The sequence below is a fragment of the Sphingomonas zeicaulis genome, assembly GCF_050433225.1.
GTDB lineage: Bacteria > Pseudomonadota > Alphaproteobacteria > Sphingomonadales > Sphingomonadaceae > Sphingomonas_D > Sphingomonas_D zeicaulis.
In genome coordinates this window covers 1,116,778-1,142,074 of the sequence record NZ_JBNPXQ010000001.1, presented here as the reverse complement: position 1 = coordinate 1,142,074, position 25,297 = coordinate 1,116,778, and the positions used below count along the sequence as shown (strand labels likewise).

Genomic DNA, 25,297 nt, shown 5'->3' with positions numbered 1-25,297 from the left:
CATAGTCATAGAGCGCGTGATACGCATCCTCGCACAGTGCTGGCACGAGATCGGCATCTTGAGTAAGGGAGAGGACGAAATGCAACGCATCATCCGGCCAGCGTCGATGGCGGGAGTCGCCCTTGGCGTGATGCTGACCAGCCCCGCGACCGCGCAGGTGATGGGGGATCCCGATGGCCTGCCCGATATCGTCGTCACTGCGACACGCATGGGCGAGACCGAGCTGCAATCGACCCCGATCGCGGTGACCGCGCTCAGCGCGGACCAGCTCGACGATCGCGGCGTGCGCGACGTGCAGGATCTCAAGACCTATGTGCCCTCGCTGCAGGTGTCGGACCTGTCCGGCTATACCCAGCTTTTCATCCGCGGCATCGGTTCGAACATCGTCTTCATCGGCTCCGATCCGAGCACGACGATCCACACCGACGGCATCTACCTCGCCCGCCCGCTCAGCTATTTGCAGGACTTCCTCGATGTCGAGCGGGTGGAGGTGCTGCGCGGGCCGCAGGGCACGCTCTATGGCCGCAATTCGGTTGGCGGCACGATCAACATCGTCTCGCGCAAGCCCTCGGCCGAACTCGAGGGCCAGGTGCAGGCCGCCTATGGCAGCTTCGATCGCTATGCCGCGCAGGCCTATATCTCCGGTCCGATCGCCGGCGGCATCCGCGCCAGCCTCGCCGCCGACATTTCCGGCCATGATGCGTTCCGCGAGAATGTGTCGACCGGCAATGATGCCGAGGATCTGAAATCGCGCGGCGTCCGGGGCCAGGTCCTCATCCCCATCGGCGCGTCCGGTGAGTGGACGCTGCGCGCGGACTGGTCGCGCCAGTCGGGCGCGTTCGGCGCCTATCCCAAGCTGATCCGCCCCACCGGCAATCCCACCGACGATGCGGTCCTCGACGATTCCGACAAAGTCTCGATGAACCGCGACAATTTTACCGTTTTGAAGAATTATGGCGTTTCCAGCGATCTCATCCTGCCGCTGGCCGACGGTCTCAAGCTGCGCTCGCTGACCGGCTACCGCGTGTTTCGCGGCAGGATCATCGCCGATGCCGATGCAAGTTCGGCGGACGTGCTGCTCAACCAGCTCCGCCCGATCCGCCAGCACCAGTTCAGCCAGGAACTCAGCCTGCTGGGCGACAGCGAACGGCTGAGCTGGGTGCTCGGCGCCTATTATTTCGACGAGCGCAACCGCGAGCCGCTGACCCTCACGCTCTTCCCGTTCGGCGCCTCGCACATCCAGCGGCCGCTGCTGCAGGCACGCTCGATCGCCTTCTTCGGGCAGGGCGAGTATCGCCTGTCGGATCAATTCTCGCTCATCGCCGGCCTGCGCTACACCCGTGAGCGCAAGCGTTACGCGATCGACGATTATTTCACCGCGTCGACCGATACCGACCCTTCGGTCGCCGAACAGGGTTTCGTGCTGAGCGGCATTCCCGGCCTGCCCGAGCCCTTCTCGATCGACACCAAACGCCACGACGATGCGTTGACGCCGAAATTCGGGATCAACTTCACGCCCAGCGAACGCGTGCTGATCTATGCGTCGGCCACACGCGGCTTCAAGAGCGGCGGCTATGATTATGGCGCCAACAATGCGGTCGATGCCGCCGCCGGCTATGGCCCCGAAAAGCTCTGGTCCTACGAACTGGGCCTCAAGAGCGACTGGCTCGACCGGCGGCTGCGCTTCAACCTGACCGGCTTCTATTATGACTATACCGACTTGCAGGTGCAGAGCTACGTCCAGATCGGCGCCTCGCTCGGCGCACGCACGCAGAACGCCGCCACCGCGCGGGTGAAGGGCATCGAGGCGGAAATCGTCGCCCGCCCAGTCCGTCCGCTCGAACTGACCGCCAATGTCGCGTGGCTCGATGCCAAATATCGCGACTATCCGGATGCGTTCGTCACGACCTTCGGCAATTTCGACGCCTCGGGCAATCGCCTCAACAACGCACCGCGCTGGTCCGCCACCTTCGGCGCGGCCTATACGGTCGAGCTGGCGGATGCCGGCAAGATCGTGCTCGGCGCGGATGCGCATGTGCAGAGCCGGATCTATTTCACCGCCGCCAACAACGGCCTCGGCGCGGTGACCGACTATGCCGAAAAGCAGGACGGCTATGGCATCGTCAACGCGCGGATCGGCTGGACCAGCGATGATGACCGCATCAAGGCGCAACTGATCGCGACCAACCTGTTCGACCGCGACTATATCGTCGGCACCGCCAACTACACCGCCGCCATCGCCGCACGCCAGGGCCGCCCCCGCGAGGTGCTCGGCCAGGTCTCGTACCGCTTCTGATGAACGCGCCCTTCTCCCCCGCCAGCGAGGTCGGCGTTTCGGTCGACGCGCCGCTCATCGTCGAGGATGCCGGCGACGTCGCCTGGACGGAGATCGCCGATCTCGTTGTCGTCGGCCTCGGGGGCGCGGGTGTCGCCGCCGCATTGGAGGGTCTGGAGCGCGGCCTCGCGGTCACCGCGGTCGATCGCTATGCCTGCGGCGGATCGACCGCGGCCAATGGCGGCGTCTTCTACGCCGGTGGCGGCACCGCGATCCAGCGGCAGGAGGGCGAGGAGGATGATCCGCAGGCGATGCTCGATTATCTGCGGATCGAGGCCGGCGACGTGGTGTCGGACGCCACCTTGCGCCGCTTCGTCGAGGAAAGCCCGGGCACGATCGACTGGATCCTGAAGCATGGCGGCAAGCTGGCGGGCGGCGTCTGGCGCAAGAAGGCGTCCTATCCGCCGCTCGATCGCTTCCTCTACCATCCGGACAATTCGCTGGTCGCCAGCTATCGCGCGCGCGCCAAGCCGGCGGCGCGCGGCCATCGCGCCTTCGGCAAGGATGGCAAAAAGGCCTGGGGGCTGGGCAAGTTCATCACCGAACCGCTGACCCAATCCGCGCTCGGCCTCGGCCTGCGGTTCCACCGCTTCGCCGAGGCGCGGCAACTGGTTCAGGACCGCAGCGGCCGTGTGGTCGGTGTGCGCATACTGCAGATCCCCGAAGGCTCGACCGACGCCCAGCGCTTCACCCGCTACATCGCGCGCGCCAACACATTGCTCGCGGCACTCCCGCCAAGCATCCCGCTGGCCTCGGTGACGATCGGCCTCGGCAACCATTATCTCCGCAAGGCCGCCGCAATCGAGGCGCACGGGCGCACCGAACGGCTGATCCGCGCGCGTGAAGGCGTGCTGCTGAGCGCCGGCGGCTTCATCATGAACCCGCGCATGGTCCAGCGCTACGCCCCCACCTACGCGAAGGGCATGCCCAACGGCACCTTGGGCGATCAGGGCTCCGGCATCTTGCTCGGCATGAGCGCGGGCGGCGCCACCGCGCTGATGGACAAGATCAGCGCCTGGCGCTTCATCAACCCGCCCAAGGCGTGGTCGGATGCGATCGTCGTCAACCGCGCCGGCGAGCGCTTCGTCGACGAGACCGTCTATGGCGCGACGCTCGGCGAGCATATCGGTGATCATCAGGGCGGCATCGCCTGGCTGATCTATGACAAGGCGCTGCGCAAGGCGGCGTTCGCGCAGGCGCGCGATCCCAACCTCGTGCCCTTCCAGCGCGACGTGACATTGCTCAACCTCGCCTTCAACGCGAAGAAGGCGCCCAGCCTGGATGCGCTTGCCGCCAAGATCGGCGTTGACCCCGCCGGGCTCGCACGCACCGTCGATGCCTATAATGCCGCCGCTTCCGGCGCCGCGGCGGACCCATTCGGCAAGGAACCGGCGGATATGCAGCCGATCGCGCAAGCGCCCTTCTACGCGATGGATATCTCGATCGAGAGCCGCTTCCTGCCGCTGCCGGTGATCAGCTTCGGCGGCCTGCGCGTGTCGGAGGAAAGCGGCCAGGTGCTCGATCGCACCGGCGCGCCGATCCCCGGCCTTTATGCGGCGGGGCGCAGCGCGGTCGGCCTCGCTTCGCAGACCTATGTCAGCGGTCTGTCCTTCGCCGACTGTTTCTTCTCCGGCCGGCGCGCCGCCCGCCATGCGGCGCGCGCCAATATCTGACGAAAGGATGCGAATGGGGGATTCGAGCACTCTGGAAGGCAAGGTGGCGATCGTCACCGGCGGCACGCGCGGCATCGGCCTCGCCATCGCGCGGCGGCTTGCGGCGGCGGGTGCGACCGTCACGGTCTGCGGGCGTAGCGCGCAGGCGATCGACGGGCTGGAGGTGGTCGCGTGCGACGTGCGCGATCCCGATGCGGTACGCGTGATGGTCGATGCCGTCGCGGCCAAGCATGGCCGGCTCGATATCCTCGTCAACAATGCCGGCGGCTCGCCCGAAGCGCCGCTCGCCACCAGTTCGCCGCGTCTCGCTGAACGGGTGGTGGCGCTCAACCTGATGGCGCCGATCTATCTGGCGCAGGCGGCGCATTCGCACATGCAGGCGAGGGGCGGGTCGATCGTCAACATCGCCAGCGTCTCGGCGGAGCGCCCCTCCCCCGGCACCGCGGCCTATTCGGCGGCCAAGGCCGGACTGATCGCGCTGGGCCGCAGTCTGGCACACGAATGGGGGCCAGCGATCCGGATCAACGCGATCATCGTCGGCTATATCGAAACCGAGGCGACCGAAGCCACCTATGGCGATGCCGCCGCGCAGGCTGCGATCGCCAGCAATATCGGCGCGCGGCGGCTGGGCCGCGCCGGGGAGATCGCCGAAGCGGCCCTGTTCCTCGCCTCTCCGGCCGCATCCTATGTCACCGGCGCCGCGCTCGAAGTCCATGGCGGCGGTGAGCGCCCCCCTTTCCTCGACATCCTCAAGGAGCATTCGGCATGAGCAAGGACAATCGCAAGGTCGCCGTCGTCACCGGCGCCAGCCGCGGCGCGGGCGCGGGCATCGCGCGGGCGTTGGGGGCGGCGGGCTATGCGGTTTATGTCACCGGCCGCACCACCGTTGAGGGATCGGCGGCGCTGCCCGGCACGATCGGCGGCACCGCGCGCGCGATCGACGAGGCGGGCGGGCGCGGCATCCCCGTCGCGGTCGATCATCGCGACGACAATGCGGTCCAGGCGCTGTTCGGCCAGATCGAGCGCGATGAGGGTCGGCTCGACATCCTCGTCAACAATGCCGCGATCATCGACGATGCCCTGATCCAGCCCGGCGGGTTCTGGGAGCGCCCGCTGAGCCTGGTCAACATCCTCGATGTCGGGCTGCGCTCCGGCTATGTCGCCAGCTTCCATGCCGCGCCGCTATTGATCCGCACCGGCGGCGGGCTGATCGTCTTCACCTCCTCCTTCGGCTCGGCCTGCTACATGCACGGCCCCGCCTATGGCGCGCAGAAGGCCGGCGTCGACAAGTTCGCTGCAGACATGGGCGTAGACCTGAAGGAGGTGGATGTCGCTGCGGTCTCGATCTGGATGGGGCCGCTCAAGACCGAGCGCACCGACAAGGCGATCGCCGAGCGGCCGGACCAGTATGAGGCGATCATGGCCAATGCCGAAACGCCGGAGTTTACCGGCCGGGTGGTCGCTGCGATCCACGCCGATCCAAACCGGATGGCGCTGACCGGGCAGACATTGATCGGCGCCGAGATGGGCGAGCGTTACGGCATAGTCGACGCCGGCGACAAGCAGCCGCCCTCCTTCCGCGCGATGCTGGGCGAGCCCCGCATTCCCCACCCCGCGATTGTTCGCTAAGGAGGTCGACCGCGATCAGGCGGCGCTGTGGGGAAGCACAGAGACAGGAACGGAAAAAGACGTGGCGACACGACGGACAAAGAAGACAGTGGAACCGGCGGCCGCCCCGCAGCGCGTCTCCGCACCGCCCGCCGATCTCGAACCGATCGACGAGAAGATCATCGCCGCGCTGCGCCAGTCCGGCCGCATCGCCAATCGCGACTTGGCGCGGCTGATCGATGTCAATGAAGCGACGGTGCGCACCCGGCTGCGCAAGCTGGAAGCCAACAACACGGTGCGCGTGGTCGCGATGCGTGACCTCACTGCGATGGGCTTCAACGCCATCGCGGCGGTGGGCGTGCAGGTGAAAGGCCGCTCCGCCGCCGAAGTGGGCGCGGAACTCGCCGCGCTCGAGAATGTCATCACCGTCAACGTCACGATCGGCATGTATGATCTGGAAATCCAGGTCGTCGCCGCCGACATCGAGGAGCTTGACCGGCTGCTGACCGACTCGATTGCCAATGTCGAGGGCGTGGAGCGGCTGTTCCCGGGCCTCTCGATGAAGATCCTGAAGTACAACCCCGAATGGGCGCCGCTATGACCCGCATCCCGCTCGACGAACTCGACCATAAGATCATCGACCGGCTGAGCCACGACGCCCGCGTCAGCAACCGCGAGATCGGCCGCGAATTCGGGCTGACCGAAGGCACGATCCGATCGCGCCTGAAGCGGCTGCTCGACAACAAGGTGATCCGTGTCGCTGCGGTGACGAACGCCAACCGCCTGAAGAACCCGTTCCTCGCCTATCTCTGGATCGAGGCGAACACCGCGGGTGACATCCACGCGCTCGCCGAGCACCTCGCCTCGCTGCCCGAGATTGGCTTCGTGTCTACCATGCTCGGCCGCGCCGATGTGCTGGCGATGACCTTGGTGGAGGATGGCAACCAACTAACCGAATTCCTGCACCAGACGATCGACAAGATCCCGGGCGTGCGGCGGGTACGTTACAGCCTGGGCCAGAATTTCATCAAGCACGACTTCAGATATTGCGCGTTGGTGGATTGAGGCGGGCGAATTCGCAGTGCGTCCCCCTCCGTTCGCTCAGGGCGAACGGGGGAGGAAGCCGCTTCCTTACCCGCGCACCAGATGGACGATGAAAAACCCCACCGCGAAGATCGCCACCCAGGCGATCGCCATCTTCAGCGTCTGCCCCAGCGGCAAGCGCCGCGCGATCAGGCTGCTGCCGACGAGCACCAGCAACAGCAGCATATAGATGAAATTGGCGGTCTGACCTTCGCTCATCCGACTTCGACAACCATCCCGTCATAGCCCGGTTCTACGCCCGGCGGCAGCGTGGCGCACAATGTGCGATAATCCATCGACCAGTCCATGTGCGTCAACACCGCACGGCGCGCGCCGGCTGCGGCGATCGCATCGAGCGTCAAGCCCACATGCGGATGCGTCGGGTGCGGGCGATGGCGCAACGCATCAATGATCCATATATCAATAGCTTGGAACAGGCTGCTCATAGCCGATGTCACGATATGAAAATCGGTCGAATAGCCTATCGCCACCCCACCTGCCTCGAACCGAAACCCCGCTGACGTGATCGACCCGTGCGGCTGATCGACCACCGCGATGTCGATGTCGCCGATCCGTAGCGCATCGGGCAGGTCATGGCCGCTGACGGTCGGCGGATAGCCTTCCTTGCCGTCGAACGCATAGCCGAAGCGCTGGCGCAGGGTCTCGAGCGTCGCGGCCCGGGCATAGGCCGTCACCGGCGCGCCACGGGCGTGGAAAAGCTGCCGCAGATCGTCGATGCCGTGGCAATGATCGGCATGGTCGTGCGTCCACAGCACCGCGTCGACATCCGAGACATCGGCCGACAGCAATTGCTCGCGCATGTCGGGCGATGTGTCGACGAGGATCCGGGTCGTCGCGCTTTCGATCAGGATCGAGGCGCGGCGGCGGCGGTTGCGCGGCTCGGTGGGGTCGCAATCGCCCCAGTCATTGCCGATGCGCGGCACCCCCGAGGAGGTGCCGCTGCCGAGGATCACCGCCCTCAGGCTCAAGCGCGCGCCTTCGTGAACAGCCGGTAGAAATTGGCGGTCGTCGCCGCCGCCAGATCCTCGATGCTCTCACCACGCAGCTTGGCGAGGAAGCGCGCGGTATCAGCCACGAAGGCGGGCTCGCCCGGCTTGCCGCGATGCGGCACAGGCGAAAGGAAAGGCGCATCGGTCTCGACAAGCAGCCGGTCCGCGGGCAGGCGCGCTGCGGTTTCCTGCAGTTCGGCTGCATTTTTGAAGGTCACGATCCCCGAGATCGAGATGAGCAGCCCGAGGTCGAGCATCTTGTCCGCGAAGCCTCCGCTCGCGGTGAAGCAGTGGATGAGCGCGGGGAAGGCCCCCTTCCCCATCTCTTCCGCAAGGATCGCCGCTGTATCGTCCTCGGCATCGCGGGTGTGGACGATCAGCGGCAGCCCCGTCTCGCGCGCGGCGGCGATGTGCGACCGGAAGCTCGTCTTCTGCCGATCCCGGTCGCTATGGTCGTAATAATAATCGAGCCCGGTCTCGCCGATGCCGATCACCCGCGGGTGCGCCGCGCGCGCGACCAGCTTGGCGGCATCGACATCGGGATGCGCATCAGCCTCATGCGGGTGGATGCCGACCGACGCCCACACATCCGTCTCACGCTCTGCGACCCCCAGCACATCGTCCCACTCGCGCTCACGCGTGGAGATGTTGAGCATCGCCGAAACGCCCGCGCCGCGTGCGCGGTCGAGCGCCTCCTGCTGGTGCTCGGCAAGTCCCTTGTAGTTGAGGTGGCAGTGGGAATCGATGAGCATCAGGCGGCGTCCGCGGGAAGTTCCAGTTGCGGGAAGATGGGGGTCGGCGGTGCCAGTTTGAAGCCAGATGCCTGCAGCGCCTGATACCAGCCTGCATCGCCGATACCGGCGATCGTGCGGTCCTCGGCCGGGATGCCCAACTGGTCGAGCAGCTTCGCGGCGGAAGCCGGAATGACCGGCTGGATCGCAATGGCGAGGTTGCGGATCGCCATTACCAGCGTCGCCAGCACCGTTTCCATCCGCGCAGGATCGGTCTTGCGCAGCGCCCAGGGCGCCTGCGCATCGACATATTGGTTGCCGGCCCACACCGCCCGCATCCACGCCTCGATCGCCTGCGAGATCGCCAGATCCTCCCAATGGCGCGGCATCTCGTCCAGCGTCGCCTGCGCCACCAGCATCGAGAATTCGGTGTCGGCAGGCTGCGGATCGTTGAAGTCGGGCAGCCGACCGTCGAGATTCTTGGCGATGAACGACAGCACCCGCTGCGCGAGGTTGCCGAAGCTCTTGGCGAGATCGGCATTGACCCGGGTGACGATCGCCTCGGGGCTGTAGTTGCCGTCGCTGCCGAAGGTCACTTCGCGCAGCAGGAAGTAGCGCAAGCCATCAACGCCGAAACGCGCCGCAAGGTCGAGCGGGTTGGTGACGTTGCCGACCGACTTCGACTCTTTCTGCCCGCGATTGAGCAGGAAGCCATGGCCGAACACCTGCCGCGGCAGCGGCAGGTTTGCCGACATCAGGAAGGCCGGCCAGTAGACCGTGTGGAAGCGGACGATATCCTTGCCGATGATGTGGACGTCGGCGGGCCAGAAGCGCGCCATCCGGTCCTGGTCGTCGGGATAGCCGGCGCCGGTCAGATAGTTGGTCAGCGCGTCGACCCACACATACATCACATGGCCGTCGGAACCCGGCACCTTCACGCCCCAGTCGAAACTGGTGCGCGAGACCGACAGGTCCGAAAGCCCGGCCGAGACGAAGGCGATCATCTCGTTGCGCCGGCTTTCCGGCCGGATGAAGTCGGGCTGGTCGTTGAACAGCGCCAGCAATTTGTCCTGATAGCGGGAAAGGCGGAAGAACCAGCTCTCCTCGACCGTCCACTCAACGGGGGTGCCCTGCGGGCTCAGGCGGACCCCGCCCTCCCCTTCGACCAGTTCCTTCTCGTCATAGAAGGCTTCGTCGCGCACCGAATACCAGCCCTCGTAGCGGCCGAGATAGAGGTCGCCATTGGCCTCCATCGCGCGCCAGATCGCCTGGCTCGCGGCATGGTGCCCGGGCTCGGTAGTGCGGATGAAACGATCATAGGAGATGTTGAGAGCGTTATCCATCTCACGGAAATAGCCCGACATTTCGGTCGCGAGATCAGCAACCTCCATACCCTTGTCGCGCGCGGTCTGCGCCATCTTCAGGCCATGCTCGTCGGTGCCGGTCATGAAGAACACGTCGCGGCCGGCGATGCGGCGCGAACGCGCGATCGCATCGGCGGCGATCGCCTCATAGGCGTGGCCGATATGGGGGCGACCATTGGGGTAGCTGATCGCGGTGGTGATGTAGAATGGGTCGGACATGCCCCGCGCCTTATCGCCTCGCTGCGTCGCGGGAAAGACTTGGCCTGCTCAAGATGTCGGTGGATCCCAATAAGGCGGGTTGCCGAAGCGGGCGCGGAGATGCTCGACGATCGCGCGCAGCTTGGCGGAAGGGGTCCGCCCCGCCGGATGCGCCATATAGATGAACTCGGCCGCAGGCTGGACGCCGATGTCGATCGCCACGAGGCTGCCGTCGCGCAGCGCCTCACCGACGATGAACCCCGGCAGCAGCGCGATGCCCAGCCCCGAAATCGCCGCATCGCGCAGCATGTCGCCATTGTTGGAGCGCAACGCCACTTTGGCGCGGACGGAGATGCCGCCCGCCGGCGTCTCGAACAGCCAGTCTGCGATACCGCGATAGGCGTAGGACATGCTGCGATGCGTTTCGAGATCCTCGAGCGTCTTCGGCGTGCCGTGGCGATCGAGATAGTCGGGCGCGGCGACGAGGTAGCGCCGGCTGGGCGCGAGCGTCCACACGACGAGGCGCGAATCGGCGATCGGGCCGTGGCGGATGATCGCGTCATAGCCGCCCGACGTCGCATCGACGCGGCGATCGTCGAGGTCGAGCGTCAGTTCGATCGCCGGATACTCGGCGAGAAAGGGATAGAGCGCCGGTCCCAGGTGCATGCGGCCGAAGGTCACGGGCGCGGCGATCCGCAACGCGCCGGACAATGTGCCGCGCCGTTCCGCCATGTCGGCGGCGGCCTCGGTCACTTCGTGGAGGATGTGGCGGGCGCGATTGAGGAAGGCGCCGCCATCCTCGGTCAAGGTCAGCCGCCGCGTCGAGCGATGGACGAGCGCACCGCCGAGACTGCGTTCGAGATCGGCCAGCCTTTCGCTGACCACCGACTTGGAGAGGCGCAGCCGCCGCGCCGCCTCGCTGATCGATCCGCCCTCCGCCACCGCGACGAACGCGGCCAGTCCCTCGATCCTCAGCATCGTTCGGATTTCCGAAAAGCAGTTCCTGAACCAGCTCACTACTCCGAACGATCCACCCGCGCCATCTTCGCAATCATCGACGGAACGGCAAAGGGCCGCCCCGCCGTTCAGGAGACATCAAATGGATCGGTTGAACAACAAGGTGGCGATCATCACCGGCGCAAGCTCGGGCATCGGTCGCGAAACGGCACGGCTGTTCGCAGCAGAAGGTGCGAAGGTGGTGGTCGCGGCACGGCGCGGCGCCGAACTCGACACGCTCGTCGCGGAGATCGAGGCGGCGGGTGGCAAGGCGATCGCGGTTGCCGGGGACGTGCGCTCGGAAGCGTTTCACGAGACGCTGGTGCGTACCGCGGTCGATCGATTCGGCGGCCTCGACATCGCCTTCAACAATGCCGGCACGCTCGGCGAGGGCGGCCCCTCCACCACGGTCAGCGAGGCGGGCTTCGCCGATACGGTGGCGATCAACCTCACCGCCTCCTTCCTCGCCGCCAAGCACCAGATCGCGCATATGGCGGCGCATGGCGGTGGGTCGGTCATCTTCACCTCCACCTTCGTCGGCCACACCTTCGCCTTCCCGGGTGCCGCCGCCTATGCCGCGAGCAAATCCGGCCTGATCGGCCTCACCCAGGCGCTGGCGGCCGAGTTCGGCCCGCAGCAGGTCCGCGTCAACGCGATCCTGCCGGGCGCGGTCGACACCGACATGTATCGCGACATGAACGACACCGAGGAAAAGCGCGCCGCGCTGACGGCGATGCACGCGCTGAAGCGGGTCGGCACACCGGAGCAGATCGCGCGCTCGGTGCTGTATCTGGCGTCCGACGATGCGGCATTCGTGACCGGCACGGCATCGCTAGTCGATGGCGGGATTTCGATCACGCGGAGCTGAAGGCCCGTTCTGTGGCCATCAATTCCCCCCGAGGAAAGCTCGGGGAGGAAAAATTCGGGTCAAGGCAGCGGATTGATCCCTTCCGTCCGCACCACCCAGCCCTGCTTCGGAAATCCCGGAGCGGGGCCTTCGGCGCCCTCCCACCCAGCGGCCATCATGCCGACCGCAAGCAGCAGCGAGCCATTGGACGGGAAATAAGTGTCTGCCATCCGCTTATAGCCATCGCCGTCGGGGCCACCCTGCTCCTCCGGCGCCAGTTCCACGCGCGGCGTCATCCCTGTCACGCCCCAGCGATTGTTGGTCGTATCTTCAAACAACCAACTTACCGCCGCGTCGCGTTCGCCGAGCCGCGCGGCGGTCATTGCGATCATCGGGAAATCCCAGCCCCACGTCTGGCGGATGTCCCAATGCTTGCGCACCGCCGCCAAGGTGCTGCGCATCGTCGGCGGTGAAACACGGGTGCCGCCGATCAGGCCATAGGCCATCAGGAAAGATGGATGGTCCCGGTTGAGGCAGGGCGGTTTTGCCGCATTGCCGCTGCATGCCGCCGACATCGTGTCCGTCCAGAAGCCGGGCGAGGTCTCGACCGGCAGATAGAGGCCGTCGCGCACCGCGGGCGCGGGCAGCCCGGCGATCACCCGGTCCCACGCCGGCTTGCGCGGCAGCCCGCGTCGCTCACGCCACGCCTGCGCGGTCGCCAGCCCCCAGCGGAAATATTCGAGTTCGAACGCAGGGTTGGTCGTGCTCAGCGGCGGATGATTCTCCTGCACCGGCACGATCGGCGGGCCAAGCTTCAGCCGGCCGTTCTCGCTGAGCGGCCAGGAGGCGAGCAGATCCGCTGTCGCATCGACCAGCGCGCCGTAGCGATCGAGCGCGGCGCGGCCGCCCTCGGCGCGATACAGCATCTCGGCGAGATAGATCGGGTGCGGCTGCTGCCACATGATGAAGGGATTGATCGGGCTCGGGCTTTCGTCCCCCGCCGGTCCCGCCATCTTGGGCCACCACGCGCCCTCGACACCGTGGCGCCTGGCCCGGTCGCGCGCCTGATCGAGATGCGCGACATACCAGCCCATCGAGCGTTCGAGCAGCCCGGCGCGACCCCATTGCGCAAAATGCGCCGCGTGCCAGCCATGCATTTCGAGGTGGAACTTGCCGTTCCAGCTGTTGGAGAACAGCCCCTCTTCCTGCGGCAGCACGTCGCCCGCCTCATTGATCGCGGCCAGATATTGCGAAAGCACCACGCGGCGTTCGAGTTCGGCCGCGCGCGGATCGGTGCTGCCGCTGAAATCGACGACGCCCCCCTTCGACCAATAACCGCGCCACGCCGCCGCAACCCGCGTCGCCGCCGCATCATTGTCGGACGCAGGCAGCGCCGCCGCCTTGCGCTCGAACCCGGCGACGACATCCAGCCGGTCCTTCCCGTGGGCCGAGGCGCGGAACCGGTGCGCCGCCACCGCAGCTATCCGCCCGCCCGGCGCCTGGATGCTGGCGCGATAGTGCGTATCGTCAACCTGCCGATCAATCTGCACCGCATCGCCCTGCTGTGCGACGACCGTTGAGACATTTGCTGCGCCTGCCGACCAGTCCGACGGATCGGGGTTGAGTTGGCGCGACACGCCGGGATAGCGAACGTCGACTGCGACCCGCCCCGCCGCCACCAGTGGCGAGGTCACGCGGACGCGGACAAGATCGCGATCGGCGTCGACGCGCGTTTCGACGGTCACCATCTGGCCGTCGAACCGGAAACGGCTGGTGAGCGTGCCCGTCCACAGGTCGAGCTTCTGCTCGGTCCCGCTCAGCGCCTCGATCCGCGCCGGCTGCCCCTTGGCGTCGGTCAGCACCAGCGCGACTCGTCCCAACGAGAAGCGATGCGGATTCTCGCGCAGCCAGGCGAGCGCGGGCCGCTGCTCGATCTCGGCGAAGTCGCGGATATAGGAATAAGGTTGCTTGCCGCGCCCGGGCACGTCGACCAAAGCCTCGCCATCCCGCGCGGTATAGCCTTTGGGGTTGGGGAAGCTGTGCCACGCCCATTGCGCCATCGTCAGCAGCGGGGACTGCTTGGCATAGGCCTCGGGAAAGGTCTGGAGCCCGGTGATATCGGCGGTGAAACCGAGCGATCCGTTGCCGAGCATCACCGGCGCGTGCGGATCGACCTTCGTCTGGATGACAGCGTGCCGCGAAACGAGTGCGTGGCGATCGATCGGCGCGCTCGCACCGCCGAGCAGGAGGAGCGCTGCGGCGGTCATGCCGATTCCGGTGAGGGACCGTATGATAACGCTACCTTTACGGTGGCCGGCTGTCTTGGCGCCGTTACCGATTCCGATCATCCTGCTCCCCTTCTGCGCGTCCGGCCGATTCTTGGTTTGACGTCAACTTTCTCATCTAATAGCATAACATCCCATAAGTTGAGAAGGAAAACCGACCCGGTTCGCGGGCGCAACCGATGAGGGGATGTCTGAGCGATGCGCACCACCTTCCATGTCGCGGCAGTGGCCGTGATCGCTACCATGGCACCTGTCGCCCTCGCGGCGCAGGGCAATGGCGCGCGCTACGCAAACCCGATCCTGTTCGCTGACTATTCGGACCCGGACGTGATCCGCGTGGGTGAGGACTTTTATCTCGTCTCGTCGAGCTTCCACCTCTCCCCGGGCATCCCCGTGCTCCACTCGCGTGACCTCGTGCATTGGCGGATCATCGGCCATGTGCTGCCTCGCCTCCCCTTCGGCCGGCTCTACGACATGCCGGGGCCGCACACCCTCAACGACAGCATCTCCAAGCCGATCGGTGGCACCAAATATGCCAGCGGCGTGTGGGCGCCCTCGATTCGTCACCATGATGGCCGCTTCTACGTCTATTGGGCGACGCCCGACGAAGGCGTGTTCATGGCGAGCGCGGCCGACCCCGCCGGCCCTTGGACCGCGCCCGTGCAGGTGATCGCTCAGGCCGGTCTCGAAGACCCCTGCCCCTTCTGGGACGATGATGGCACCGCCTGGCTGGTCCATTCGCGTGTCGGCGCCGGGCCGCTCGTGCTCCACCGGATGAGTCCGGACGGCAAGCGCGTGCTCGATGCGGGCAAGACCATCGTCGAGGACAAGGCAAACCTGCCGGTGCTCGAAGGCCCCAAGGTCTACAAGCGCGACGGCTGGTATTATATCTGGGCGCCGATCGGCGGCGTTTCCACCGGCCCGCAGGCGGTGATGCGTGCGCGCTCGATCGAGGGCCCCTATGAGCATCGCGTCGTGCTCAAGCCCGGCGGGTCGCTCGACCTCGCCGGGCCTCACCAGGGCGGCTGGGTGGAAACGGCGGACGGCAAGGGCTGGTTCGTCCATTTCAATTCGACCGGCGCCTTCGGCCGCATCGCCCATCTTCAGCCGGTGCGCTGGGGCGCCGATGGTTGGCCGATCGTTGGCGAGGCGGCAGCCGGCGAGACCGCGGGCATGCCCGTTGTCGGCGGACCGATGCCGGCGCCAGCCGTTCCCGCCCGCATCCAGGCTGGCGACGAATTCGCCGGCCGCACGCTGGGGCTGCAATGGCAGTGGAACCATAATCCCGATAACGCGGCATGGAGCCTTGCCGAACGGCCGGGCTACATGCGGCTCAGGGCCGGCCATGCCGAGCATCTTGTGACCGCGCGGAACACGCTGACGCAGATGCTGCAGGGGCCGACCATGCGCGTCACCGCACGGATCGACGTGTCGGCGATGCGCGACGGCCAGCGCGGCGGGGTCGCCTTGTTCGGGGTGAAGCCAAGCTGGATCGGCGTGGTGCAGGAGGGCGGCAAGCGGCGCGTGACCCTGGCTTCGGAAGGTACCGAGACCCCCGCCGTCCCGCTGCCCGGCAAAACGATCGACCTGCGCGCCGAAGTCGGTATCGAGCAGCAGGTCCGCTACAGCTACAGCCTCGATGGCGGACGCCGCTTCGTGCCGCTCGGCGATCCGATTCCACTCGCAAAATTTTCATGGTGGCGGGGGTCGCGCCCCGCCCTGTTCAGCTTTACCCGCGCGAAGGCGGGCAAGAGCGGCTGGATTGATGCCGACTGGTTCCGCGTCGAGGTGATGGAGGCGCGGCCATGATGCGGATCGGCCGCCGCGAGGCGATGATCGGCGCCGGCGCGGCGCTTGCCGCCAGCACCCTGCCCGCCTTCGCACAGGAAGAGGTTGCACTGACGCCGGGCATACCACTTGATGCGCTCGCGGTGGCGGCCGGCATGCGCTTCGGCTCGGCGATGGGCATCGGCAGCAAAAACGGGCCGCGCGGCTTCGTCGATGCCCGTTACCGCGCGGTGATGGCCGCCGAATGCGGCATCATGACGCCCGAGAATGAAATGAAATGGTCGGTGATCCGCCGCAACGGGCCACAGGACTGGGACTTCTCGGGCGCCGACCAGTTGATCGCCTTCGCCGAGAAGAATGGCATGGCTTTCCGCGGCCACACCTTGCTGTGGAACCACCCAGACTATGCGCCGAAATGGTGGGACGCGCATGATTATGGCCAGCGCCCCGCCAGCGAGGCGGAGCGGCTGATGGTCGAGCATGTCGATCGCGTCTGCTCCCGCTATGGCAAGCGCATCATCAGCTATGACGTCGTCAACGAGGCGATCGACCACAAGACCGGGGTGCTGCGCGAAACTGCGCTGTCGCGCCCGGTCGGCGCGCTGCAGCTGATCGACATCGCCTTCCACGCCGCCCGCCACGCCGCGCCGCATGCGGAGCTAGTCTATAACGACTATATGCTGTGGGAGCCGGGCGGCGAGTTGCACCGCGCGAAGGTGCTCGAATTGCTGGAGGGCTTCCGCAAGCGGAACGTGCCGGTCGATGCGCTCGGCATCCAGGCGCATATCGGCGACCATGATCCCGACAAAAGCAGCGCGTTCGGCCTTCATGACGAGCGCGCATGGCGCGACTTCCTCGATCGAGTGACCGAGATGGGCTATGATCTGCTGATCACCGAGCTCGACGTCAGCGACAAGCGCCTGCCTGCCGACATCGCAACCCGCGACCGCGAAACCGCGCGCTACCTGCGCAGCTTCCTAGACACCTGCCTGTCCTACAGGCAGCTAAAGGACGTCATCGTGTGGGGTATGGCCGATGCCTATAGCTGGCACCAGGGCCTCACCCCGCGCGCCGACAGGCTGCGCAAGCGCCCCTGCCTCTATGATGAGGACTTCCGCCCGAAGCCGATGCGCGCCGCGCTGGCGGACGCGCTCAAGGCACGCGCGAAGCTCTAGTTCATATACAAGAGATTTCGTTGGGACCACGAAGCATTTCGTGCGTTATCGGCGGCATGAACCAACCCCGCCCGGTGCCCAAGCGCGCGATCCTTGTCGTCAACGCCAAGTCGCGCAAGGGCCGCGAGATGTTCCGCCATGCCGTCGTCCGGCTGCGGGAGTCCGGGATCGACGTGATCAAGGCCTATCCCGTCCGCAAGCCCTCGAAACTGCAATCGACCATAGAGGAAGCGGTGAATTCAGGGGCGCCGATGGTGATCGTGGGGGGTGGCGATGGATCGCTTTCCTGCTCGGTCGACTATTTCGTCGGCAAGGACTGCGTGTTCGCGCTGCTGCCGCTGGGCACCGCCAACAGCTTCGCGCGGGGGCTCGGCATCCCCCTCGACATCGACGGCGCGATCGACGTGATCGCAACCGGCCAGCGCCGGCGCATCGATCTCGGCATGATTGACGATGACTATTACGCCAATTGCGCCGCGATCGGCGTGTCGCCGCTCATTGCTGAGACGGTGCCGCACAAGCTGAAGCGCGCGCTCGGCCGCATCGGCTACCTGATGTGGGCGACCTACCAGATGACGCGCTTCCGCCCGTTCAAGCTCACCGTCGGCGAAGGCGCCGATGCCGAGACGATCGACGCGCTTGAGGTGCGCATCGCCAACGGACGCTACCATGGCGGCACCGAACTGGTGGAGGATGCCGAACTCGACAGCGGCGAGATCATCGTCCAGGCGGTGGTTGGCACCAAGAGCAGCACATTGGCGTGGAGCTGGTTCACGAGCGTGGTGAAAATGCGCGCGCGTAAGAAAACCTATCGCGAATTCCGCGGCACCGCGATGCGCGTCGCCACCGACCCGCCGCTGCCGATTTCGATCGATGGCGAGGTGCTGGCGCATACCCCGGTGATGGCGAAGGTGGCGAAGGCTGTAATAGAGGTGGTGGCGCCGGCGGAGGCCTAGCCCACCGGCGCGATCTTGCCCGCCGGTTCGGAGCAGGCCATCGCCTCCTCCTCCACCTCGATGCGGCTCGGCGGCGGCAGCATCCGCGTCTCGCGCCACCCGCCCCAGCGATAATAGGCGGCCATCACGCCCGCGGCGGCGATCGAGCCGACCCACATGCCGACCCAGAGGCCATCGGTGCCGAACACCGGCCGCAGCCCCCAGGCGACGCCGAAGCGGACCGGCAAGGTGGCGATGCCGAAGATGATCAGCGGCGCGATCACGGCGCCATTGGCGCGCACGGTCGCGCTCAGCACCATCGATATGCCCATCAATGTGAAGCTCCACACCACCATCCGGTTGATGTGGCTGGCCAGCGCGATCGTCGCGCCGTCTGTACCGAGAAACAGCCACAGCACGTGGCGATCGATGAACCAGACGATTGCGATCAAGGCGCCGGTCAGCGCAAGGTTGAGCAGGATGCCGCCGCGCGCGATCAGCCGCACGCGATCCCAGCGATCGGCCCCGATATTCTGCGCCGCCATCGCGCTGACCGCTGCGCCCACCGACATCGCCGGCATCTGGATGTAGGTCCACAACTGGCTGGCTGCGCCATAAGCTGCGGTCATCGCGCTGCCCTCGCGATTGACCAGTCCGATCAGCGCGAGGCCGGAGGAGGCGAAGACCAGCATCTGCACGCCGATCGCGAAGCCCTTCGCGAAGATCGCGCCGAGCAGCCCGCGGTCGGGCAACAGGTAGCGCAATTCTGCACCGCGTAGCCGGATCATGCGGTCCCGGGCGTAGATCACGTAGACCACGCCAATCAGGCTGACCATGTTGGCGATCAGCGTCGCTACCGCGCTGCCGGCGATGCCGAGTTGCGGCGCAGGCCCCAAGCCAAGGATGAACACCGGGTTGAGCGCCACGTCGATCACCACCGAGGCGGCGATCGCCCAAAGCGGCGTGATCGCATCGCCGATGCCGCGCAGGCACATCGTCAGCAACACGCTGACCAGCATCGGCGGCATGCCGAGGAAGATCACGCGGAGATAGGCGAGCGCCATCGGGAACACATCGTCTGGCGTGGCGAGCAGCCGCAGCAACGCGGGCGCGGAAACCCAGCCGATGAAGCCGATGAGCAGCGAGGCTACGCCGAACAGCCCCATCGTGGTACCGAACACGCGGCGCACGCCGTCGAGATCGCGCCGCCCTACCGCTTGCCCGATTAGGATCGCGGCGGCCATGCCGAAGCCGAACACCGCCGAAAACATCAGGAACATGACGAGATTGGCGTTGGTCGTCGCCGCCAGCGCCGTCTCGCCGAGGAATTGCCCGACCCAGATCGCGTTGATCGAGCCGTTGAGCGACTGAAGAATCGACGAACCAAGCGTCGGCAGGGCAAACAACAGCAGGGTACTGTTGATCGGCCCCGACGTCAGGTCACGCGTCGCTTTCGGGGACGCAGCACCGGCTTCGCCCCCGCCTTCCATCAGCCGAGGCGCGCCAGCGCGGCACCGAGACGTTCGGCCTCGGCGGTCTTCGCGGCATGATCCTCACGCGCCTTGGCCACGGCTTCCGGCTTCGCCTTCTCGGCGAAGGCCGGATTATTGAGCCGGCCGGCGAGCCCATCGCGCTCCTTCTGCGCAGCAGCAAGCGCCTTGGCGAGCCGGGCGCGTTCCGCGTCCACGTCGATCACGCCTTCCAGCGGTAGCACATAGGTCGCCTCGTCGACGACGATCTGCGCGGCACCGCCAGCGGGCGCCGGATCGGCCAACACGCACTCAAGCCGCGCCATGCGCTGGAGCATCGGCAAGGCGCGCTCCAGCCGCTCGTTGGTCAGCTGTGCACTATCTTGCACATAGGCCGCGAGCTTCGCGCCGGGGGGCACGTTGAGTTCGGAACGCGCTGCGCGCACCTCGGTCACCAGCCGGATCAGCCAGTCGATCTCGGCCTGCGCGGTCGGGTCGATCGCGCGCGCATCGGCCATCGGCCACTTCGCGAGGATCAGGTCATAGGGTCGCTCGCCCATCGCATGCCATAGTTCCTCGGTTATGAACGGCATGAACGGGTGGAGCATCACCAGGATCTGGTCGAGCACCCAGCCGGCGACGGCCTTGGTCTCGTCGTCGATCTGGCCCTTGATCAGCTCCAGATACCAGTCGCAGAACGTCGCCCAGACGAACTGGTAGATGGTGTTGGCGCTTTCGTCGAAGCGCAGGTCGGTCAGTGCCAGATCGAGCTTCTGCACCGTCGCCACGGTCTCCGCGAGGATCCAGCGGTTGACCGCGCGCTCGGCCGCCGGCGGCTCGATCGTCGCCGAGGCGCCGATGCCGTTGGCCTGGCAGAAGCGCGAGGCGTTCCACAGCTTGGTCGCGAAGTTGCGATAGCCCTCGACGCGCTTCTCATCGAGCTTGATGTCGCGTCCCTGGCTTTCCATCGCGGCAAGCGTGAAACGCAGCGCGTCGGCGCCGAAGCGGTCGACCAGCCCCAGCGGATCGACTGTGTTGCCCTTCGACTTGGACATCTTCGAACCGTCCGCCGCGCGAACAAGACCGTGCAGATACAAGGTCTTCCACGGCACTTCTTTCATGAAGTGCAAGCCCTGCATCGCCATGCGGGCATCCCAGAAGAACAGGATGTCGAAGCCGGAGATCAGCACGTCATTGGGATAATGCCGATCGAGCGCGGTCGTCTGGTCCGGCCAGCCGAGCGTGCCGAACGGCCACAGCGCGGAGGAGAACCAGGTGTCGAGCACGTCCGGATCGCGGAACAGCTTCTTGTTGCCGGCCTGCGCCTGCGCTGCGCCTTCATCCTCGGCGACGTAGCAATTGCCATCCTCGTCATACCATGCGGGGATCTGATGGCCCCACCAGAGCTGACGGCTGACGCACCAGGGCTGGATATTCTCCAGCCAGTTGTACCAGGTCTTCTTCCAGGTCTCGGGCACGACGCGGATGTCGCCGTTGCGGACCGCATCGAGCGCGGGGCCGGCCAGCGTCTTGGCGTCGACATACCATTGGTCGGTCAGCCAGGGCTCGATGACGACGTTGGAGCGGTCGCCATAAGGCGTCTGGATCGTGCGATCCTCCACCTTCTCCAGCAGCCCTTCGGCCTCGATCAGCGCGATCACCCGCTTGCGCGCCTCGAACCGGTCGAGCCCGAGCAGATCCTCGGGGATCAGGACGTCCGCGGTCTGGATGACCCGCGCCTCGGCGTCGAGCATGTTGAGCATGTCCGCCGGCTTGATGCCGGCGCGACGGCCGACTTCGAAGTCGTTGAAATCATGCCCAGGCGTGATCTTGACCGCGCCCGAGCCCAGTTCGGGATCGGCATGCTCGTCGGTCACGATCGGGATCAGCCGGCCGGTGATCGGCAGGCGGACCTTCTTGCCGACCAGTGCAGTATATCGCACATCCTCCGCATTCACCGCGACCGCCATATCGGCGAGCATCGTTTCCGGCCGCGTCGTCGCGACCGAGATGAAGCCGCTGCCATCCTCCAGCGGGTAGCGGAAATGCCAGAACTTGCCGGCGATTTCCTTGGTCTCGACCTCGAGGTCGGAGATCGCGGTCTTGAGGCCCGGATCCCAGTTCACCAACCGCTTGTCGCGATAGAGCAGGCCCTGCGCGTGGAGATCGACGAACACCTTGATAACGGCGCGGCTGAAGCCCTCGTCCATCGTGAAGCGTTCGTTCGCCCAGTCCATCGAGCAGCCGAGCCGGCGGAGCTGGCGGGTGATCGTGCCGCCGCTCTCTTCCTTCCACTCCCACACCTTCGCGACGAATTCCTCGCGGGTGAAATCGGTACGCTTCTGCTGCCGTTCGGCCATCTGACGCTCGACCACCATCTGCGTCGCGATGCCGGCATGGTCGGTGCCGACCACCCACAGCGCATCCTTGCCCTGGAGGCGGGCGTGGCGGACGAGAATGTCCTGCAGCGTGTTATCCAGCGCGTGGCCGATGTGCAGGCTGCCCGTCACGTTCGGCGGCGGGTTGACGATCGTGAAGGGCTGCGCCTCCGGCCGCTCGGGGCGGAAACGCCCTTCCTGTTCCCAATGCGCATACCAGCGCGCCTCGATGGCGGCGGGGTCGAAGGTCTTGGCGAGTTCGGTCATGATGCGCCGGCCTTAGCGGCGCGCGGGCGCGGATGCCAAGCGGTTATGGCGATATGGCCGCGCATCGCGGCGCGTCAGCGCGCCGGGCGGGCGAGCGGCGCCAAGTTGCGCGTGATGAACAGCAGCAGCGCGGCGACCACCATCGCCAGCGGTGCGAGCGACACCCACAGCACCGTATCCCACCCGTAGAGCGTGAGCAGTTCGCCTGAGGTGAAGGATCCGACCGCCATCAGCCCGAAGATGATGAAGTCGTTGAGCGACTGCACCTGCGCCTTTTCCTCCGGTCGATGGCAGTCGAGCACCATCGTCGAGGCACCGACGAAGCTGAAGTTCCAGCCGATCCCCAGCAGAATGAGGGTGAGCCAGAAATCCGCCACCGCAATTCCGCGCAGACCGGCGAACACGGCCATGCCGATCAACGCGAAGCCGACGATGGCGACACGTGCCGCGCCGAAGCGAGTGACGAGCCCACCAGTGAAGAAGCTGGGGCCATACATTGCGATAATGTGCCATTGCAGGCCGAGGTTCGAGCTCGCCTGGTTATGGCCGCACAGCCGCATCGCCAGCGGTGCCGCCGTCATAAGGAAGTTCATCACCATGTAGGAGATCGCGCCGCACATCACCGCGACGGCAAAGCCCGGCTGTCGCACGATCGCCGACAATGGCCTGCCGCCGGCAATCTCCTCGGCGGTCGGCAGCGGCAGGCGCACGCCGGCCAGCACGACCGCGGAGAGCAAGGCGACGATCGACTGGGCGATGAAGGTCGCCGCGAACATGTGCGCGGGCCACAGGTCCATCGTCAGCGTGACGAGCTGGGGGCCGAGCACGCCGGCGACGACTCCGCCCGCCATCACGATCGAAAGCGCCCGCGGACGGCGTTCGGGCTCGACGCAGTCGGCTGCCGCGAAACGGAAGGACTGGACGACCGCCGCATAGGCACCGCCGAGAAAGGCGCCGAGGCAGAGCAGCCAGAACGACGCCTGCATCACCGCCAGCATCGACAGCAGCCCGACCAGCACACCGCAGATATTGCCCAGCAGGAAGGCGATCCGCCGCCCATGCCGCCGCGCGACAGCGCCGGCCGGCAATATGCATGCCGCCATGCCGACGACGAAGATGGAGATCGGCAAGGTCGCCAGCGCCGGGATCGGCGCCAATTCATGGCCAAGGATGGCGCCCGTCGCGAAAAGGACGACCGAATTGGCGCCCGCCAGCGCCTGTGCGATCGCCAGCCGCGCGATATTGCTCCGCGCGTAGCGGAGATGCGGCGCGGTGGCGCTCACGCCGCCATCCTTTCGACGCGGCACTGCCCATCCGCTCCAGTGATCATCATGCCCATGCCGCCGCGATACTGCATGATCCCGCGCTTGAGAGCCGGCTGCGGCATAAGATGCGATGACACGCGGCATAAGGCGAGCAGCGCGCCGACGCGGCGATCTTATTGATCATCCGGCGCCGGAATGCGGCGCAGCACATCATCATAAGGCGCGAGGTCGAGATAGGCGGTTACCTCCACTGCCTTTCCGTCGCGCATGCGGAGGATCCAGACATAGCTGTTGCGGTAGGGCGCCCCGTCGCGCGCGACGCCTTCGCCCTCCCAATTGGCAATGACATGGTCGCGATCCGCCCAGATATGGCGCGTCACCGGACGCACCGGCGCCGACAAGCGGCTGACGAAAGGGCGCACCGCGCGGGCGACGAAGGCATCCCTGCCTTCGAAGCGGCCCGCGCTCGGCCCCGAACCCTTGATCGTCCACACCGCGTCCGGGGAGAGCAATTCCTCGAAGATGTTGCCGGTTCCGGCCGCCCAGCGATCGAAGGCGGCCGTGACGATCTGGCGGTTGCGCGCGGATGGTGCCGGCCGCGCCGTCGCCGCTTGTACGACGACGGGCGCGGCGTGGGGAGGCGCCGCGGTGGCCAGCGTCACCGCAGCTAGCCTCGCGATGCACGCTGGCAGCATCTCAACGTCGCCCGACAAGCTTCGACGTGCCGAAGATAAGTTGCTGCGCCATCGGCCGACCGATGAAATTCTCGGGGAAGATCGGTGCCGGCGCGCTGGCGCGGTCGAGGCGGTCGAGTTGGTCCTGCGTGAAGCTCACCCCGAGCGCGCCGAAATTATCCTCTGCCTGCGCCAGTGTTCGCGCGCCCATCACCGGTGCCGCCACCGCGCTGTTCTGCAACGTCCAGGCCAGCGCGACCTGCGAGCGCGAGGCGCCGATCTCCCCGGCGATCTCCCCCACCACATCGGCGATGGCGAGCGCGTCTTCGTTAAGATGGCCGGATGAGGCGATCACGCCCTTGCGCGTGGCCGAGACATTGGCGTCATTCTCGTCCGAAAGGTCGGCGCGGCTATATTTGCCGGTCAGGATACCGCCGCCCAGCGGCGACCAAGGTAGCACGCCCAGCCCCATCGCCTCAGCCATCGGCATGAGTTCATGCTCCACCGTGCGCTCGACGAGGCTGTAGCCGATCTGGAGCGCCACGAAGGGCGACCAGCCGCGGAGGTCGGCGATCGCCTGCATCTGCGAAACCCGCCATGCCGGCGTGTTGCAGATGCCGAGGTAAAGGATCTTGCCGTCGCGTACGAGATCGTCGAGCGCACGCATCACTTCCTCGGAGCTGGTCGTGAAGTCCCACGCATGGAGGTAGAACAGGTCGATCCGGTCGGTATCGAGCTGGCGAAGGCTGGCTTCGACGGACCGCACCAGGTTGTAGCGGTGGTTGCCGCCAGAATTGATGTTCTCCAGATCGCGCGCCATCGTGAACTTGGTGGAGACGACGAAGCGATCACGCTTCGGCTTGATCAACTCGCCCACCATCCGCTCGGACGCGCCATTGGTGTAGTTGACGGCGGTGTCGATGAAATTGCCGCCGCGATCGGCATAGGCATCGAAGATGCGCCGGGCTTCGGCGGGGTCGGCACCCCAGCCCCAGTCCTCACCGAAGGTCATGGTGCCGAGCGCGAGTGGCGAGACGCGAAGGCCCGATCGTCCGAGCAGACGATACTGGTCGAGAGAGGTCGATTGGGTCACGGACAAGCTCCTGCATTGGTTTTCCGATGCGCCTGATGTGCCCCGCGCCGCAGCGACGGCGGTAGACGGCTTGTCCGATATCCTTGCACGATCGTCCGAACCCGTGCCTCGCGGACTTTCCCG

At 66.4% G+C, this 25,297-nt stretch carries 21 protein-coding genes; 10 read left to right on the top strand and 11 right to left on the bottom strand.

The features are described from left to right. Positions 1-79 precede the first annotated feature (79 nt). From FHS96_RS05475 to FHS96_RS05450, 6 genes are all read left to right on the top strand, one after another. Positions 80-2,296, top strand: a complete 2,217-nt coding sequence (locus FHS96_RS05475; RefSeq protein WP_429588473.1) for a TonB-dependent receptor — start codon at positions 80-82, stop codon at positions 2,294-2,296. After that, positions 2,296-4,008 carry an FAD-binding protein gene (locus FHS96_RS05470; protein ID WP_429588472.1) on the top strand — a complete coding sequence of 571 codons (1,713 nt, stop codon included), beginning with the start codon at positions 2,296-2,298 and terminating at the stop codon, positions 4,006-4,008. Before FHS96_RS05475 ends, FHS96_RS05470 begins: the two co-directional genes overlap by 1 nt. A gap of 13 nt (positions 4,009-4,021) precedes the next feature. Beyond that, on the top strand, positions 4,022-4,777 hold the full coding sequence (locus FHS96_RS05465) for an SDR family oxidoreductase (protein ID WP_429588471.1): 756 nt from the start codon (positions 4,022-4,024) through the stop codon (positions 4,775-4,777). Further along, positions 4,774-5,637, top strand: a complete 864-nt coding sequence (locus tag FHS96_RS05460; RefSeq protein ID WP_429588470.1) for an SDR family NAD(P)-dependent oxidoreductase — start codon at positions 4,774-4,776, stop codon at positions 5,635-5,637. The genes FHS96_RS05465 and FHS96_RS05460 overlap by 4 nt, the downstream gene beginning before the upstream one ends. Positions 5,638-5,698: 61 nt before the next feature. Then, complete coding sequence (locus FHS96_RS05455) at positions 5,699-6,217, top strand: Lrp/AsnC family transcriptional regulator (protein WP_429588469.1); 519 nt, start codon at positions 5,699-5,701, stop codon at positions 6,215-6,217. Then, positions 6,214-6,681, top strand: a complete 468-nt coding sequence (locus FHS96_RS05450) for an Lrp/AsnC family transcriptional regulator (protein ID WP_429588468.1) — start codon at positions 6,214-6,216, stop codon at positions 6,679-6,681. The genes FHS96_RS05455 and FHS96_RS05450 overlap by 4 nt, the downstream gene beginning before the upstream one ends. A 66-nt stretch (positions 6,682-6,747) precedes the next feature. On the opposite strand, the gene FHS96_RS05445 is transcribed toward FHS96_RS05450, so the two are convergent. From FHS96_RS05445 to FHS96_RS05425, 5 genes are read right to left on the bottom strand one after another with little or no spacing between them, the layout of a single operon-like run. Further along, entirely contained in the window at positions 6,748-6,918 is a 171-nt protein-coding gene (locus tag FHS96_RS05445; protein ID WP_429588467.1) for a hypothetical protein, read from the bottom strand. After that, a complete protein-coding gene (locus tag FHS96_RS05440) occupies positions 6,915-7,688 on the bottom strand; it encodes an MBL fold metallo-hydrolase (protein WP_429588466.1) in 774 nt (257 codons plus the stop codon). The genes FHS96_RS05445 and FHS96_RS05440 overlap by 4 nt, the downstream gene beginning before the upstream one ends. Beyond that, a complete protein-coding gene (locus tag FHS96_RS05435) occupies positions 7,685-8,461 on the bottom strand; it encodes a TatD family hydrolase (protein ID WP_429588465.1) in 777 nt (258 codons plus the stop codon). The genes FHS96_RS05440 and FHS96_RS05435 overlap by 4 nt, the downstream gene beginning before the upstream one ends. Continuing rightward, positions 8,461-10,023: a methionine--tRNA ligase gene (gene metG, locus FHS96_RS05430; protein WP_429588464.1), complete on the bottom strand. Its 1,563-nt coding sequence runs from the start codon at positions 10,021-10,023 to the stop codon at positions 8,461-8,463. Before metG ends, FHS96_RS05435 begins: the two co-directional genes overlap by 1 nt. Positions 10,024-10,071: 48 nt before the next feature. Further along, positions 10,072-10,980: a LysR family transcriptional regulator gene (locus tag FHS96_RS05425; protein WP_429588463.1), complete on the bottom strand. Its 909-nt coding sequence runs from the start codon at positions 10,978-10,980 to the stop codon at positions 10,072-10,074. 121 nt (positions 10,981-11,101) lie between these two features. Between FHS96_RS05425 and FHS96_RS05420 the strand changes: the two genes are divergently transcribed. Continuing rightward, complete coding sequence (locus FHS96_RS05420; protein ID WP_429588462.1) at positions 11,102-11,866, top strand: SDR family oxidoreductase; 765 nt, start codon at positions 11,102-11,104, stop codon at positions 11,864-11,866. Between the two features lie 59 nt (positions 11,867-11,925). Here FHS96_RS05420 and FHS96_RS05415 read toward each other — a convergent pair whose 3' ends face one another. After that, entirely contained in the window at positions 11,926-14,112 is a 2,187-nt protein-coding gene (locus FHS96_RS05415) for a hypothetical protein (protein WP_429588461.1), read from the bottom strand. A 216-nt stretch (positions 14,113-14,328) separates the two neighbouring features. Here FHS96_RS05415 and FHS96_RS05410 point away from each other — a divergent pair, with 216 nt between their 5' ends. From FHS96_RS05410 to FHS96_RS05400, 3 genes are read left to right on the top strand one after another with little or no spacing between them, the layout of a single operon-like run. Then, the gene (locus FHS96_RS05410) at positions 14,329-15,939 is read left to right on the top strand and encodes a glycoside hydrolase family 43 protein (RefSeq protein ID WP_429588460.1); all 1,611 of its coding nucleotides are present in this window, start codon (positions 14,329-14,331) and stop codon (positions 15,937-15,939) included. After that, a complete protein-coding gene (locus FHS96_RS05405) occupies positions 15,936-17,093 on the top strand; it encodes an endo-1,4-beta-xylanase (protein WP_429588459.1) in 1,158 nt (385 codons plus the stop codon). Before FHS96_RS05410 ends, FHS96_RS05405 begins: the two co-directional genes overlap by 4 nt. A 56-nt stretch (positions 17,094-17,149) precedes the next feature. Continuing rightward, positions 17,150-18,049 (top strand): diacylglycerol/lipid kinase family protein, encoded by a 900-nt coding sequence (locus tag FHS96_RS05400; RefSeq protein WP_429588458.1) that lies wholly within the window; start codon positions 17,150-17,152, stop codon positions 18,047-18,049. Here FHS96_RS05400 and FHS96_RS05395 read toward each other — a convergent pair. From FHS96_RS05395 to FHS96_RS05375, 5 genes are all read right to left on the bottom strand, one after another. Further along, complete coding sequence (locus FHS96_RS05395; protein WP_429588457.1) at positions 18,046-19,518, bottom strand: MATE family efflux transporter; 1,473 nt, start codon at positions 19,516-19,518, stop codon at positions 18,046-18,048. The genes FHS96_RS05400 and FHS96_RS05395 overlap by 4 nt on opposite strands. Then, a complete protein-coding gene (locus FHS96_RS05390; RefSeq protein ID WP_429588456.1) occupies positions 19,518-22,142 on the bottom strand; it encodes a valine--tRNA ligase in 2,625 nt (874 codons plus the stop codon). Before FHS96_RS05390 ends, FHS96_RS05395 begins: the two co-directional genes overlap by 1 nt. Positions 22,143-22,216: 74 nt before the next feature. Beyond that, positions 22,217-23,425, bottom strand: a complete 1,209-nt coding sequence (locus FHS96_RS05385; RefSeq protein WP_429588455.1) for an MFS transporter — start codon at positions 23,423-23,425, stop codon at positions 22,217-22,219. Between the two features lie 155 nt (positions 23,426-23,580). After that, positions 23,581-24,069, bottom strand: coding sequence for a nuclear transport factor 2 family protein (locus FHS96_RS05380; protein ID WP_429588454.1), 489 nt, complete (start codon positions 24,067-24,069; stop codon positions 23,581-23,583). Between the two features lie 34 nt (positions 24,070-24,103). Beyond that, positions 24,104-25,174, bottom strand: coding sequence for an aldo/keto reductase (locus FHS96_RS05375; protein WP_429588453.1), 1,071 nt, complete (start codon positions 25,172-25,174; stop codon positions 24,104-24,106). Positions 25,175-25,297: the final 123 nt, after the last annotated feature.